Annotated in this window: 13 protein-coding genes; 10 read left to right on the top strand and 3 right to left on the bottom strand. The window is 61.8% G+C overall.

From position 1 onward, the window contains the following. Positions 1–29: 29 nt before the first annotated feature. The 3 genes from IEX72_RS04710 to IEX72_RS04700 all read left to right on the top strand — a co-directional run bounded on the left by IEX72_RS04710 (position 30) and on the right by IEX72_RS04700 (position 3,109). On the top strand, positions 30–809 hold the full coding sequence (locus IEX72_RS04710) for a class I fructose-bisphosphate aldolase (protein ID WP_188786236.1): 780 nt from the start codon (positions 30–32) through the stop codon (positions 807–809). Next, on the top strand, positions 806–1,501 hold the full coding sequence (locus IEX72_RS04705; protein WP_188786235.1) for a triose-phosphate isomerase: 696 nt from the start codon (positions 806–808) through the stop codon (positions 1,499–1,501). The genes IEX72_RS04710 and IEX72_RS04705 overlap by 4 nt, the downstream gene beginning before the upstream one ends. 165 nt (positions 1,502–1,666) lie before the next feature. Continuing rightward, on the top strand, positions 1,667–3,109 hold the full coding sequence (locus IEX72_RS04700) for a rhamnulokinase (RefSeq protein WP_188786234.1): 1,443 nt from the start codon (positions 1,667–1,669) through the stop codon (positions 3,107–3,109). Here IEX72_RS04700 and IEX72_RS04695 read toward each other — a convergent pair whose 3' ends face one another. Beyond that, the gene (locus IEX72_RS04695) at positions 3,110–3,889 is read right to left on the bottom strand and encodes an SDR family NAD(P)-dependent oxidoreductase (protein ID WP_188786233.1); all 780 of its coding nucleotides are present in this window, start codon (positions 3,887–3,889) and stop codon (positions 3,110–3,112) included. It lies immediately after the preceding gene. A gap of 115 nt (positions 3,890–4,004) precedes the next feature. On the opposite strand from IEX72_RS04695, the gene IEX72_RS04690 reads away from it, so the two are divergent. After that, a complete protein-coding gene (locus IEX72_RS04690) occupies positions 4,005–4,787 on the top strand; it encodes an SDR family NAD(P)-dependent oxidoreductase (protein ID WP_188786232.1) in 783 nt (260 codons plus the stop codon). A 38-nt stretch (positions 4,788–4,825) separates the two neighbouring features. Here the strand turns inward: IEX72_RS04690 and IEX72_RS04685 are convergent, their stop codons facing one another. Next, a complete protein-coding gene (locus tag IEX72_RS04685) occupies positions 4,826–5,998 on the bottom strand; it encodes an enolase C-terminal domain-like protein (RefSeq protein ID WP_188786231.1) in 1,173 nt (390 codons plus the stop codon). An 80-nt stretch (positions 5,999–6,078) separates the two neighbouring features. Between IEX72_RS04685 and IEX72_RS04680 the strand changes: the two genes are divergently transcribed. From IEX72_RS04680 to IEX72_RS04660, 5 genes are all read left to right on the top strand, one after another. Beyond that, positions 6,079–7,527, top strand: coding sequence for a rhamnulokinase (locus IEX72_RS04680; RefSeq protein ID WP_188786230.1), 1,449 nt, complete (start codon positions 6,079–6,081; stop codon positions 7,525–7,527). A 183-nt stretch (positions 7,528–7,710) separates the two neighbouring features. Beyond that, positions 7,711–9,372, top strand: coding sequence for an ABC transporter substrate-binding protein (locus IEX72_RS04675; protein WP_188786229.1), 1,662 nt, complete (start codon positions 7,711–7,713; stop codon positions 9,370–9,372). Between the two features lie 66 nt (positions 9,373–9,438). Beyond that, positions 9,439–10,374 carry a carbohydrate ABC transporter permease gene (locus IEX72_RS04670; protein ID WP_188786228.1) on the top strand — a complete coding sequence of 312 codons (936 nt, stop codon included), beginning with the start codon at positions 9,439–9,441 and terminating at the stop codon, positions 10,372–10,374. Continuing rightward, positions 10,371–11,207 (top strand): carbohydrate ABC transporter permease, encoded by an 837-nt coding sequence (locus tag IEX72_RS04665; protein WP_188786227.1) that lies wholly within the window; start codon positions 10,371–10,373, stop codon positions 11,205–11,207. Before IEX72_RS04670 ends, IEX72_RS04665 begins: the two co-directional genes overlap by 4 nt. 2 nt (positions 11,208–11,209) lie before the next feature. Further along, the gene (locus tag IEX72_RS04660; RefSeq protein WP_188786226.1) at positions 11,210–12,313 is read left to right on the top strand and encodes an ABC transporter ATP-binding protein; all 1,104 of its coding nucleotides are present in this window, start codon (positions 11,210–11,212) and stop codon (positions 12,311–12,313) included. A 25-nt stretch (positions 12,314–12,338) separates the two neighbouring features. Here IEX72_RS04660 and IEX72_RS04655 read toward each other — a convergent pair whose 3' ends face one another. Further along, positions 12,339–12,977: a class II aldolase/adducin family protein gene (locus IEX72_RS04655; RefSeq protein ID WP_188786225.1), complete on the bottom strand. Its 639-nt coding sequence runs from the start codon at positions 12,975–12,977 to the stop codon at positions 12,339–12,341. Between the two features lie 239 nt (positions 12,978–13,216). Between IEX72_RS04655 and IEX72_RS04650 the strand changes: the two genes are divergently transcribed. Then, positions 13,217–13,978 carry an IclR family transcriptional regulator gene (locus IEX72_RS04650; RefSeq protein WP_188786224.1) on the top strand — a complete coding sequence of 254 codons (762 nt, stop codon included), beginning with the start codon at positions 13,217–13,219 and terminating at the stop codon, positions 13,976–13,978. The last annotated feature ends 56 nt before the right edge of the window (positions 13,979–14,034 follow it).

Below are 14,034 nucleotides of genomic sequence, written 5' to 3'. Positions count from 1 at the left end.
CGCTCTCTTCCCAACGGAGGCATCTAGTGATGAATGAGGATGCCGTCGTCGTCGCGATCGACCACGGACTTCACTGGGGAAGCTACGACGATTTCGCCGACCGCGAAGCGACCCTCCGAACACTCCTTGAAGCGAACGTCGACGGATTGCTCGCTGGGGTGCCGTTCCTCCAACGGTTCCAGTCGCTGGTCGACGACTACGACGTCCATCGGATCGCGACGCTCGATCTGCTCCACAACTCGACGATCCCTGGCGGAGACGACGGCAACGAAATCCACACACAAGTGTTCTCGCCGGAGACCGCCGTCGGGGTTGGCGCCGACGCAGCGAAGATGGCACTCGTCTACGGGCGGTCGGATCCAGCAGTGCTCTCAGACAATCTAGATTTTGTTGCTGACGCCGCCGAAGTCTGTAACAAAGTCAACTTGCCGCTCGTCGTGGAACCGATGTTGTGGGGCCAGGAGATCGATGACGAATTTAACGGCGAGATGCTCGCCGACGCCGCCCGCATCGCTTTCGAACTGGGGGCTGACGTTCTCAAGACCCCGTATCCGGGGGCGGAGGAGTTCACCCAGATGGTCGAGAACGCACCAGTCCCGGTGTACATCGCTGGCGGGCCCGCCGTCGAGAGCGACTGGGAGGTTCTGGAGATGGTGGCAGGTGCCCGCGACGCTGGAGGCCTAGGCGTGATGTTCGGTCGTAACGTATGGCAGCGAGAAGACCCCGAAGCCGTGGTCACTGCGTTCCGACGAATTATCCACGATGGGGCCAGCGTCGATGAGGCGGCTGCTGCGTTGGAGGGTGTATGACGGACGATCACGCAGTCCCGTACCCACATTTCCAGGTGAACTGCAAGATCTACCCAGGGACTGGCGGCGACGAGGGCCTCAGGTTCGCTCGGATCGTCGAACGCGTGCAGGACGAGGCTGACGCGACGTTCGTGTTCACTCCGCAACTCCCGGACCTCCGGCGGATCGCGACTGAAACCGACCTCGCCGTGACGACCCCGATAGTCGATGGGGTCGAGGCGGGGCGGGGAATCGGAAAGATCCTGCCGGAGACGATCGAAGCGGCAGGAGCCCTCGGTGCTGTCATCAATCACGCGGAAGCACGCGATACGCTTTCATCGATCGAACGGAAAATTGAACGATGTAAGCAGGTCGGGATGGACTCGATCGTCTGCGTCGACAGCGTCGAGATGGGGCGCGCAGTAGCGGCGTTCGATCCCGATTCCCTTGTGTTCGAGAAACCATCAGATATCTCGACCGACAGGGCGATTACGCAGACGCATCCGGACCGAGTCCGGGAGTTTGTTCGGACTATCAACGACGTCAACTCCCGGACGGCGGTATTAGTTGGGGGCGGCATCTCGACGGTGGACGATGTTCGTCGAGCCTTCGAACAGGGCGCCGACGCGGCCGGCGCGGCGTCGGCCATCTCCCTCGCCGGCGACCCGGAGGCCAGACTCCGGTCGATCGCCGAGGCGTTCGAGGACCTCTGAGGCGTCGGGGTCGGAACAGATTGGATCCCTCTGACGGGAGAGGTTGTGGTCGCGGTCGCCGCAGCCGATCAACGATCATAATCTGTACCGAGGAGGTCTCATTACAGAGAATCTGGCGACCCGTAGCCCTGAAGATTTTTTATGTGGCTCGTACTACGTGACTGTATGGCGCATCGGCTGGCGATCGACGTAGGTAGTAGTGGTGTCAAGGTGTACGCTGGGGGTTTGGCCGACGCCGAACTACACTTCGAGCAGATCGCTCGGATGGACAACGGCACCAGGTGGCAGGACGGCCGGCACGTCTGGGACGTCGAGACGCTGACCGACCAGTTGCGCGAAGAGATCGAGCGTGCCGCCGACGGGTATGACACCGTCGCCTCCGTCGGGATCGACGCGACCGCCCTCGATTTCGGGCTGCTCGCCGACGGCGAACTCCTCCGAAACCCGTATTTCTACCGCGACCCGTCGCTGTGGACCGCGACGGATGCAGTCACTGACCGGTGTTCGGCGCGGGAATCGTTCCACTTGACCGGGTACAATGGTCCGCCGGGGCCGCTGTACTATCAACTCCAGGAGGCCCCCGACACCTTTGTGGATGCCGATACCCTCGTGCCACTTCCGGGGTTACTCAGCCACCAGCTCGGGGGCGAAGCCGCAACGGAAACCTCGTACGCGATGACCCTGCGCCTGCTCGACATCCGTACGCGAGACTGGGCGGATGATCTGATCAAGGCCATTGAGTTTCCGCGGGACCTCCTGCAAGACCCAGTAGCGCCGGGGACTACCGTAGGATCGGTCACCGGCGTCGCGGGGGAGCCGGACATTGTGCTGCCAGCGAGCCACGACACCGCCTCCGCGGTGGGTGCACTCCCGCTCACGGCAGAAAACAACGTCTTCCTCTGTACGGGGTCGTGGTTCATCCCCGGCTTGGAGCTTCCGGAACCGACCGTGACCGATGAGGCGTTCGACGCCGGCGGCTCGAACGAAGTCGGCGTTGAGGGGACAGTCCGGTTTATGCGGAACCTGCCCGGGTTCAGCCTGCTGGAGCACTGCCGCGACCGGTGGCGGGAGACCGACGCGCCCCACGAGTACGAGCTGCTCTTGAAGCGGGTCGCCGAACTTCCGGTTGACGGCCCGATCGTCGACATCCGCGACGACATATTCGTGGAAGCACAGTTCGAGGGCGACGTCGCGGAACGAGTCCGAGACTACTGTAAACGGACCGATCAGGAGCCACCTGAAGACGAGTTTGAAATGACGCGGTGTTTGCTAGTCAGCCTCGCAGTCGGATCTGCGATCGTGATCGATCAGCTCACGGATCTCGCAAACGAGACGGTCGACCGGGTCCACCTAGGCGGCGGCGGCGTGCGGAACGAACTGTTCTGTTCGATGTTCGCGTCGGCGGTCGGTAAGCCAGTGAAAGCCGGTCCGACGGAGGCGACTGCGCTCGGCAACATCCTGTATCAGCTCCGTTCGGGCGGTGAGATACCCGACTTCGAGACGGGGCGACAACTGGTCACGGATCGGTTCTCTCTCACGACGTACGAACCACAAAACGAGTCGACGTGGGCGGCGCTCCGGGAGCGGGTCCGGATCCTCGACAGGTAATCAGTGGGCAGTCCACCCGCCGTCCACGGTGAGAATCGATCCTGTGACGAACGACGCGGCATCGGAGGCCAAGAAGACGGCCGCGCCGGCGACCTCTTCGGGTTCTCCGAACCGATTGAGGAGATGCCCCTCACGCATTCGCTCGTACCACTCCTGGTCGCTCATCGCCTCGCGGACCAGCGGCGTTTTGATGTACCCTGGCGCAAGAGCGTTGACGCGGACATCCGGTGCCCACTCCGCAGCCAGCACTTTGGTGAGTTGGATCACGCCGCTTTTGCTCGCGGAGTAGGCTGACTGGTTGGCGCCGCCGTCGATCCCGCGGACGGAGGCCATATTGATCACCGATCCGTCGCCGGCGTCGACGATCGGTTCGGCAAGTATTTTGACCGCTTTGAACATCCCGTTCAGATTCAACTGGATGATCTCCCGCCACTCCTCGAACGAGAGGTCGAACACGGGCTTGCGGGTGTTTATGCCGGGTACGTTACAGAGGATCTGATACTCCCTGTGGTCGCGACGCACCCGGTCACGGAGGGAACGCAGCGACGATTCGTCGGTGACGTCAACTTCCATCGCGACGCCATTCGTACAGACGTCCGCAACCTCCCAGGCAGCGTCACCGTCGATGTCCGCGACGACAACCGTCGCTCCACGTGCATCAAGGCCGAGTGCGATCGCCCGCCCGAGCCCGGAACCAGCCCCGGTGACGATAGCCCGCCGCCCAGACAGATCGAACATCGATTCCGGGTCGTACTGCCAGTCCTCGGACTCCCAACTCATACGCTCCGACACTTCAGTATTCAGTATAAACTTTTGGGGGAGGTGATGGCTACGCCGGCGTCGATACCGCCGCTTGTGGAACAAATTATAAACCGGACTGCTAGTATTCTGTGCTATGGGCCAACTGAACCCACAGTTCACCGACGACACTGTCATCGTAACCGGGGGTGCCTCGGGAATCGGCCGCGAGGTAGCACAGCAGTTTGGCGGCGCGGGCGCGACGGTATTAGTCGCCGACCTTCGCGAGGAGCCGAAGAACGGGGGCACTCCGACACACGAAGCTATCGAAGAAGACGGCGGCACGGCCGAGTTCGTCGAGACGGACGTGAGCGACCGCGACGATATCGCCGCGCTCGTCGAAGCAGCCCACGATTACGGCGGCCTCGACGTGATGGTGAACAACGCCGGGATGTTCATCGGCGGGTCGATTCTCGATCTGGAGCCCGAGGAGTTTGAGCGAATCCACAGCGTCAACGCCAAGGGGATCTATTTCGGGACTCAGGTCGCCGCCAACGATATGCTCAAGCGCGAGGACCCAGGAGCGATCATCAACACCGCGTCGATCAGTTCACACTACGCTCAGTTCGAGCAGGTCCAGTACGACTCCACGAAAGGAGCAGTCAGGATGATCACTCGCGGGGCGGCGCTGGAACTTGCCGAGACGGGTATCCGTGTCAACGCCGTCGCACCGGGTCAGATAGCGACCGAACTAGACGAAGGGTGGTCCGAGGAAGCGACACAGAAAGCAGCGAACGACGAACTCGTCAAGCGAGTCCCGCTTGGGCGGGCCGGTACGCCCGAAGATGTCGGGCCTGCGTACCTCTATCTAGCGAGCGAACAAGCCAGCTACGTCACCGGGGAACTGCTCTTCGTGGACGGCGGCTGGCAGGTGTTCTGATCGACAGCTGACGGACCCAGCGTTCGGAACGTCGGTCCTCACTCGTAGACGTGGACGCTTCCAGTTGCATTCTCCTCGATGAACTCCCAGTCGTAGTCGACACCGAGCCCCGGATCGTCGGGGACGGGTACTGTTCCCTCGTCGTCGATAGCGTCGATCTGATCGTTGTAGTCGCCCTTGTACACCGGCGGGATCGGGTTGCGTGCGTTCGGGTGCACTAACGCGAGTTCGTAGTAGTTGGAGTTCCGGGTCGCCGCCATCAGATGCCGCTGTGCGGGACCGGGTGCGTGGTATTCGACGTCGAGACCGAACCCCTCTGCGACGTGCGCGAGCTTCGTCGCGCCCGTGATCCCCGCGTCATACTCGGGGTCGGCACGGACGAAATCCGTCGCCTCGTTCGCGATGAAGTCCGTGTGGAGTTCCAGCCCCCGGACGTGTTCGGTCTGGAGGATCGGCGTGTCCATATTGTCCTTCAGGCGGCGGTGACCATGCTGTGATGTTCCGGCGTCGCGGTAGGGATCCTCGTACCAGAAGAAGTCGTGCGCGTCACACGCTTTGCCGACGCGCAGTGCGTCGGCCCACGTCTCGTACTGGCAGGCCGGGTCCAGCATCAGATCCATTTCGTCGCCGACGCGGTCGCCGACGGCGTGGACGGTTTCGACCTCCCGGTCAATGTCGCCCCACTCGTCGCTCTCCCAGACGTGGAGTTTGAACCCGTCGTAGCCACGTTCGTAACATTCCTCTGCAAAGTCTGCGAACGCCTCCGGCGAGTCTAGCCCCCCGTTCAGATCGGCTTCGTACGTGGACGCGTACGCAGGCAAGCGTTTTCGGTAGGTGCCCAGCAGTTCGTGGATGGGGGCGTCGTGGTATTTGCCGGCGAAGTCCCACAGCGCGATGTCGATGGGGCCCATCCCCATTCGATCGTACTTCCGGAGTGCACGCTTGATCTCCGACCAGTGCTTCTCCCGGTGCAGGGGGTTCTTGCCAACGAGGTAGTTCGCAAACATATTGATTTGGGCCGCCCCCGGCGAGTTCCCGCCCACGTACTCACCGGCGATGCCGGTGTCCGTGTGGATCTTGATCGCGAACAGTTTCCGACACGTCGTCGTCCCGGGTTCGTAGACGAGACAGAAACCGTTCGGGCTGTATCCGACATCCTCGATCGGAAACGAAAACTCAGTGCTCTCGATCTTCGTTATCTCGGGCGCCATAGCGGCATATCCCGGACGAAGAATATAAATCTTGGCCGATAGGGGCGAACTTTGATCAGTTGGCGCGGCATCCACCCGGTATGTCGCACCTTGCCGTCGACCTGGGGGCCAGCGGAGGCAAAGTGTACATCGGGACCGTCAACGACGGCGGGATCACTATCGACCCAGTCGGTCGGTTCGAGAACCGTCCCGTTGAGCGGGGCGGCCGCTACGTGTGGGATCTCGATCGGTTGCTCGAAAACCTCCGTCAGGAGATCGACACCGTTCTTGACTCCCGTGATGTCGACACCATCGCAGTCGACACTTGGGGCGTTGACTTCGGGCTCCTCGCCGACGGTGAGCCGCTCGCAGATCCGTACTCGTACCGCGACCCGAAGCTCGACGCGACGATCGGCGAGATCACCGAAGCGGTGAGCCGGTTCGAGTTGTTCCGCCGAACCGGGATCAACCACTGGAATCTCCCGAACACGCTCTGGCAGTATCACCATCTCGCGACCGAACAGCCCGACCTCCTCGCACAAGCGGACCGACTCGTGATGATGCCGCAACTGATCGCCACCCAACTGGGCGCCCGGTTGACCGGTGAGCCCACGATCGCGTCGACCACGCAGATGCTGGACCCACAAACCCGAGAGTGGGATCGACAGCTCCTCGATCGGCTCGGACTGCCGACTGAGCCGCTGCCCGACCTCAAACCCGCCGGAACGACCATCGGAACCTTGGCCACCGCGGACGTCGACATCGTCCTGCCTGCCAGCCACGACACGGCCTCCGCGGTCGCCGGCTTACCGCTCGACGACGGTTCGGCGTTCCTCTCGACAGGAACGTGGTTCATCGTCGGACTCGAACTGGATTCCCCCGTCCTGACCCGGGAAGCCTTCGAAATCGGGGCCTCGAACGAACTCGGCGCCAACGACACGGTTCGGTTCCTCTCGAACATCAACGGCTTCTTTCTGCTCGAAGAGTGCCGCGAACACTGGGCTGCCGACGGGGACCGACCCGATTACGATACGTTGCTCGCGGCGGCGGCCGAGGCGACGACCGACGCGGTGGTGAACCCCGACGACCCGCTGTTCGGGATCGAGGGCGCGATGCCGGACCGCATCCGACGGTACTGCCGCCAAACCGACCAACCGGCTCCAGAAACCCGCGGGGCCGTCGTCCGGGTGATCGTCCGCAGCCTCGCAACGAAGGCGGCACTCCAACTTGCGGACCTCACCACGGCCGCGGGGACGTCGATCGACCGACTCTATCTCGGCGGTGGCGGCGTCCGCAACGACCTGTTCTGCCACCACCTCGCGGCTGCCGTCGACCTGCCGGTCTACGCCGGGGCGGCGGACGCAACTGCGGTCGGGAACATCCTGCTACAAGCCGTCGCAGCCGGGACGGTCTCCAACCTTACCGCGGGTCGTCGATTAGTTGCCGAGGGCTTGCCGCTGAGGGAGTACAAACCGCCTACTGACGTGTCGGCGGAGGCCGCGCGTGACCGGATGCGCGGCCTGTGCGATCGGACAATCGGCGACGACTGACCCCCAGCACAGAGAACCGGTTGACCTGCTCGTCCGTATTTATCCGCCCGACTCCCTGGACGGCTCTAAACACACTTCGGTTCCAGCCGAGACTGTGTCACCCGATTCACTGGCCGGCATTGTGCCCGAAAGATCATCGAGATTCCCACAATATTTTTATATTGTGGTCTGCACTACCAGCCTATGCCAGACTTTGATGGCAATACTCTTGAAGGGGAGTTACCGTTCGGTATGAACCGGCGCCAGGTGATGAAGTATTTCGGCGGCGGGTTAGGCGCCGGGATGGCCGGATTGGCGGGGTGTAACACCGGCGACAGCGGCGGCGGTGGTGACGACAGCGGCGACGGTGGTGACGACGGTGGGGATGGTGGCGGCGGCGATACGGAGACACGGCCGTTCCCAATTGAGGACCCCGAGACGTTCGAGGAGGTCGAACTCCGGTGGACGACGGACAACTCGGCCGGTCCGCTGTATGCGATGTTCGGGCCGCTCATCGAGGAGGAGACGAATATCACGTTCAACAGCGGGCAGACGCTCCCGGCAGACAACTACTATTCGTCGCTGAATTCCGATCTGATCTCCGGCGACGTTCCCTACGACATCGTTCTGAACATCCCGCTGTACCTGGGTGACTTCCAAGCCCGCGGGCTCTTCGAGCCACTTGACGATTATCTGGCACAGTACGAAGGAACGCAGGAGTACCTCGACAGCATCATCGAACCCTACAAGCGGTTCTATATGGAGTTCGACGGCGACACCGTCGCGCTGCCGATCGACGGCGACATCCACAACCTGTTCTACCGGCCCTCGTACTTCCAAGACGAGACCCATCAAGAGGAGTACGAGGCCCAGTACGGACAGGAACTCCGGGTGCCGCAGACGTGGCCCGAGTTCAACCAGGTGGCCGAGTACTTCACCGAGAACACCGAGGACGGCGTCTATGGGACGCAGGTGTACGGTGCTCGACCGTTCAATTTCGGGTGGTGGATGGACCGTGCGGCGTCGAAGGGCGTTATCTACTTTGACGAGGAGATGGAGCCACAGATCAACTCCGACGGGGCCGTCGAAGCCCTCGAGAATATGGTCGAAACGATCGACTACGCCCCGGAAGGGTCGGCCCAGTTCGGCATCGCCGAAACGGTCAATCAGTGGCAGCAGGGCAACGTCGTGATGTCGGTGTGGTGGATCGACCTCTCGGAGTTCACCGCCCGTGGCGACTTCCCGGTCGTGGGAGATCAGCGGTCGGCGGCCGTCCCCGGGTGGGAGCAGGACGACGGGAGCATTCGCCGGAACGCGATGATGCTGTACAACCGGTTATATTCGATCCCGGCGAGTCTCCCGCAGGAACGGAAGGACGCCGCCTTCTACGCAATCCTCCGGTTGGCCCGCGACCCTGTATTGAGCCAGGCGACTGCCGACCCGTTCACCGGGCTCGACCCGTCGAACGAGAACCACTACACTGAGGAGGCCGCGCAGTTCTACACCCAGTCCAATCCGCTCCGGGGGACTGGCGAAGGGTTCCCGGACAATCCGCCGATCTTCTCACCCGACACCGACTACGTCGGCGGGATCAGCGCACAGGAACAGGCGCTGCAGCACATCCAAGCTGGGCAGACGAATATGGAAAACGGATTCCCACAGCCGCAGTGGCCGGGTGCGACCCAGTACACCAACGCCCTCTCGATCCACATCCAGCGGGCCCTCACCGGTGAGGAGTCGCCGCAGGAAGCCCTGGATAACGCGGCGGAGGAGTGGCGGACGACGGTCGAAGAGCTCGGCCGGGAGTCGCAGCGCGAGCAGTATCTGAACTTCCTCGAGACGGCCCGCGATCTCGACTACGTCTGAGGGACGCGCGTCACAGCGCAAACTTCTTATTCGATGTGTTTATTGGTAGCAAACAAGCTGATTCATATGAGCACAACTCGAGACTCGCTGCAAGAACGTATCGCGGTTAATATTCCGATCCGTCGGGAGAAGCTCACGCCGTTGCTGCTGGTCGGCCCGGCCTTGGTGACGGTGTTTCTGGTCACCATCGGCCCGATGCTGTGGTCGCTGTGGCTGAGCTTCAACCGGTGGACCCCCTCTTCGATCACCTATCAGGAACCGACATTCAACGGGATTGGGAACTTCGCGTGGCTGTTCACCGAGGGCCGGTTCTGGGATTCGGCGATTAACTTCGTGTACTACGGCGGCGTCGGCGTCACAGTCCAGGTGCTGCTCGGGACAGCCCTGGCGCTTGCCCTGTACAATTACGTCGAACGACGGAGCGTCCGGATCGGGTTGCTCACGCTGTTTGCGGTGCCGATGATGATCGCGCCGCTCGTCGCGGGTCGCATCTGGCAGCTCCTACTCCTCCCAGGCGGCGGGGCTGTCAACGGCATCCTCGGAATGGTCGGCAACAGTGGCCTTCCGTGGCTCCAGTCGCGGTGGCTGGGGTTGACAGCGCTGATGATCGCCGACACGTGGCAGTGGGTCGGACTCCCCCTGTTGATCATCTACGGTGGCCGTGCAAGCATCCCCGATTCGATGTACGAAGCTGCTCAGGTCAACGGCGCCTCGCGGTGGATGCAGTTCCGACGGATCACGTTGCCGCAGTTGCAGACCCTGATCGCGATTGCGTTCATTCTCCGGTTCATGGACGCGTACAAATTCTTCGACAAGCTGTTCATTATAACCCGTGGCGGCCCGGGGACACAGACCGAGCTGCCGACCTTCTATACGTACATCGTCGGATTCAGCGAGTTCAACATCGGCCGCGCGGCGGCACTCACCTGGGTAATCGGGCTCGGCTCGATCCTCACGATGTTACTGTTCTGGCGGTTCATGAACACGGAGGGATCCGTATGAGCACCGCACGAACGAACCGGTTCAAATGGGCGGGGCGGGGGCTTCTCGTCGTGTACACGCTATTCGTGGCGTTCCCCATCTACTGGACGCTGAACACGGCGTTCAAACCGCTGAGTCAGATCGGGACGTTCCCACCGACGCTGTACCCCAAAGGGTTCCAGCTCGACGCGTTCGTTTGGGTGCTCTCGAATTCCCGAGCGATCGACGCGATCCTCAACAGCCTCATTATCGCCAGCGGCACGACCATCCTCTCGGTAATCCTAGGGGCGCTCGCCGGGTACGCCTTCTCCCGGTTCAGCTGGGTCGACCCCGGCGGCCACGTGTCGTTCTGGCTGCTCTCGACCCGGATGTTCCCACCGGTGGCCGTGGTTCTGCCAATCTTCTTTATTTACGGTCAACTCGGGCTGCAGGACACCCTGATCGGACTGATACTGCTGTATCTGACGTTTAACCTCCCGCTGACGACGTGGCTGATGCGGGACTTCTTCGACAAGATCCCGATTTCGTTCGAGGAGGCAGCGTTCGTCGACGGCTACTCCCGGTTCCAGGCGTTCCGGAAAGTGATCTTCCCGCTGGTCCGACCGGGACTGGTGGCGACGATGATGCTCGCCTGGGTGTTCGCGTGGAACGAGTTCCTCTTCGCGTGGATCATCACCGGGAACAACACCTCAACGTACACGACGATCATTCCGACGCTCATCGAATCGAACCAGATCCAGTGGAACAACATTATGGCGATGGCGGCGGTGGTGGCGACGCCACCGACGCTGATCCTGATCGCGTTCCGGGACAACATCATTGAAGGAATGACCCTCGGCATGACGGACATCTAACGATGGCGAGAGTAGAAATCGACAACCTGACCAAACGATACGGCTCGATCGTCGCGACGAACGACATCTCTCTGGACATCGAGGACGGGAACCTGACTGTTCTCGTCGGCCCGTCGGGGTGCGGGAAGACGACGACGTTACGCTCGGTCGCGGGTCTCGAAACCCCGACCGAGGGGTCGATCTCCTTCGACGGCGTGGACATCACGGACCGACCGCCACAGGAACGGGACATCTCGATGGTGTTTCAGGACCTGGCGCTGTATCCTCACATGACCGGCCGGGAGAACGTGGCGTTCCCGCTCCGGGCTGAAAAGGGGTACAGCGAGGCGGAGATCGAGGAGGCGGTCCAAGAGGCGGCGGAAGTCACGGACTGCGACAGATTCATCGACAAGAAAATCACCGACCTCTCTGGCGGCCAACAGCAGCGCGTTGCCCTGGCTCGTGCGCTCGTCCGCCGCCCCGAAGTGTTCCTGATGGACGAGCCGTTCAGCGACCTCGACGAACTCCTCAAACGCCAACTCCGCGCAGAAGTGGTTCAGCTCCAACAGGAGTTCGGGGTGACGATGATCCACGTCACGCACGATCAGGAGGAGGCGATGACGATGGGCGACGATCTCGTGGTGATGAACCAGGGGGACGTGGTCCAGTTCGGGAATCCCGACGAGGTGTTCAGCCGACCGCGGACGCTTTTCGTCGCGATGTTCATCGGGTCGCCACAGATCAACCGCTTCGACTGTGGTCTCTCGTGGAACGGTGACACAGCCGTCCTCAACTCGGGGGAACTCGTCTTCGAGCTCTTGGGGGAGGTGGCCGAACCGCTGCGGCGAGCGACCGAAACGCGGCTGGCGGTCTGCATTCGTCCACAGCGGCTGAGTTGGGCGGAGACCGAACCCGAGGACGGATTCTCCGTTCCCGCCAGGGTCAACGTCGTGGAGAAGATCGGGACCGAAGACATTGTCCGGTGTACAACCCCCGAGGGCCAGGACGTGACGGCAGAAGTCGACTCGGGGGCACTCACCGAGGGAATGGAAGGTCATCTGGTGTTCGACCCCGACAACCTCCACCTGTTCGACGGGGTCAACGAAGAGGCGGAACGGCTGAACTGACGGACTCACCCGCCACCGCGGCGGCTCAATGCCGGCCGTACTCGTCGAATATGTCCCGAAGCTCCGTCAGATCCGACTCGGCCATCGGTTCGGGATTCCCGATGTTCAGCGCCTGGTAGTGAATCCGGGCCACATATTCGACGACGATCGCGACTTCGAGTGCCGCCGGGAGCGTCTCACCGACCGCGACAACGCCGTGATTGCGTAACAGACACGCATCGTAGTCGGTTCCGAGTGTCTCAGCCGCGAGGCGTCCTAAATCCTCCGACCCGGGCGGGGCGTAGCCGGCGACAGGAATCTCCGTGCCGGCCTGTGCAATCAAATAGTGTGTTCCTTCTATTGGTTCGTCGAGTACGGCGAAGGTGCTCGCGTACGGGGAGTGGCTGTGTACGATGCCACCAACCTCGGGCCGGTTCTCGTAAATCGCTGTGTGCATCGGGGTTTCGCTCGACGGCGGATCCGACCCGGACACCTGCTCTCCCTCCATCGTTACCACCGGAACGTCTTGGCGCTCGATCTCCGGATACGGGATACCGGACGGACTGATGGCGACTGTTTCGTCGGCGGTGCGGGTACTGACATTGCCGCCAGTCGCCCGCGTCAGTCCTTCCTTGAGCAGCTGTTTGCCGATTCTGCTGACCGTTTTCCTGTCGGCCTCGGTCATACACGCACCTCAGAGCCAGTCGGAATATGAGTATCGGTCCGATACGATCCAACGAGTGAGATTCCGTTTGGGTGTTGCGCTCCCAACGTCTGCGATAGTGTTCTTTGTGGCTAAACATAAAATAACGAATTTAAATCCCGAAATACGTCTCTTCAGCCGTTGGATCACGTATCGTAAGCCACACAATTTTGTTCTATATGATAGAAAATTATTTACACGTACAATCATACACAATAGGTATGGGAGACGAAGCCAAACATCCGGTGAAAGCCACCGCCCGCACGCTTGAGATCATCGCGGCGCTCAAGCAGCTCAATTGGGCGGGCGTCACGGAGTTGGCCGAACGGCTCGACACCTCGAAAAGCGTCGTCCACAATCATTTGAGTACGCTCGAAGAGCACGATTACGTTGTCAAGGGCGAGGAGGGCTACTCCATCGGGCTTCGGTTCCTCGAGATGGGCGGGTATCGTCGCAACAAGATGACACTCTACCGGATGGGGAAACCCGAGGTCGACGCGTTGGCCGAAGAAACCGGAGAACTGGTCAACATCGCTGCCGAGGAACACGGCCAGTGCGTCTATCTCTACCGCTCCAGGGGTGCGCAGTCGGTCCACTTGGACATCCACGCCGGTGAGCGCGCGGCGATGAACACCACCGCCCTGGGGAAGTCGATGCTAGCGTATATGCACGACGACCGAGTCAACCGGATCATCGAAGATGGGCCGTTACCGGCCGCAACTGAACACTCGTACGCCGACTCCGAGGCACTGCGGGAGGAACTGGCAGCGACGCGTGAACGAGGCTACGCCATCGACGATGAGGAACGGCTGGAGGGGCTTCGGTGTGTGTCGGCCCCGATCAGACAGGACGGGGAGGTGCTGGGAGCGATCAGCGTCTCCGCGCCAACGAACCGGTTGAAGGGCGACCGGCTGGAACAGACGGTCCCGGACAAGGTCGTCAGCGCCGCGAACGTGATTGAACTGAACAGCGTCCACTCCTGAGCAAGTTCGTTCACACAGAACAAGTACACACATCGGCCCGCAGCCACGACGCGGTA

Source organism: Halobellus salinus, assembly GCF_014646875.1.
Taxonomy (GTDB): Archaea; Halobacteriota; Halobacteria; order Halobacteriales; family Haloferacaceae; genus Haloquadratum; species Haloquadratum salinum.
Note: the sequence above shows the minus strand (reverse complement) of the source record. Positions and strands in the feature narration are given on the sequence as shown.

What these genes read in the sequence shown, in the direction of transcription:
- IEX72_RS04700 (WP_188786234.1), top strand. Translation starts at nt 1,667, where the DNA reads ATGGCGCATCGGCTGGCGATCGACGTAGGTAGTAGTGGTGTCAAGGTG.
- IEX72_RS04675 (WP_188786229.1), top strand. Translation starts at nt 7,711, where the DNA reads ATGCCAGACTTTGATGGCAATACTCTTGAAGGGGAGTTACCGTTCGGT.
- IEX72_RS04660 (WP_188786226.1), top strand. Translation starts at nt 11,210, where the DNA reads ATGGCGAGAGTAGAAATCGACAACCTGACCAAACGATACGGCTCGATC.
- IEX72_RS04665 (WP_188786227.1), top strand. Translation starts at nt 10,371, where the DNA reads ATGAGCACCGCACGAACGAACCGGTTCAAATGGGCGGGGCGGGGGCTT.
- IEX72_RS04685 (WP_188786231.1), bottom strand. Translation starts at nt 5,998, where the DNA reads ATGGCGCCCGAGATAACGAAGATCGAGAGCACTGAGTTTTCGTTTCCG.
- IEX72_RS04695 (WP_188786233.1), bottom strand. Translation starts at nt 3,889, where the DNA reads ATGAGTTGGGAGTCCGAGGACTGGCAGTACGACCCGGAATCGATGTTC.
- IEX72_RS04670 (WP_188786228.1), top strand. Translation starts at nt 9,439, where the DNA reads ATGAGCACAACTCGAGACTCGCTGCAAGAACGTATCGCGGTTAATATT.
- IEX72_RS04690 (WP_188786232.1), top strand. Translation starts at nt 4,005, where the DNA reads ATGGGCCAACTGAACCCACAGTTCACCGACGACACTGTCATCGTAACC.
- IEX72_RS04710 (WP_188786236.1), top strand. Translation starts at nt 30, where the DNA reads ATGAATGAGGATGCCGTCGTCGTCGCGATCGACCACGGACTTCACTGG.
- IEX72_RS04655 (WP_188786225.1), bottom strand. Translation starts at nt 12,977, where the DNA reads ATGACCGAGGCCGACAGGAAAACGGTCAGCAGAATCGGCAAACAGCTG.
- IEX72_RS04650 (WP_188786224.1), top strand. Translation starts at nt 13,217, where the DNA reads ATGGGAGACGAAGCCAAACATCCGGTGAAAGCCACCGCCCGCACGCTT.
- IEX72_RS04680 (WP_188786230.1), top strand. Translation starts at nt 6,079, where the DNA reads ATGTCGCACCTTGCCGTCGACCTGGGGGCCAGCGGAGGCAAAGTGTAC.
- IEX72_RS04705 (WP_188786235.1), top strand. Translation starts at nt 806, where the DNA reads ATGACGGACGATCACGCAGTCCCGTACCCACATTTCCAGGTGAACTGC.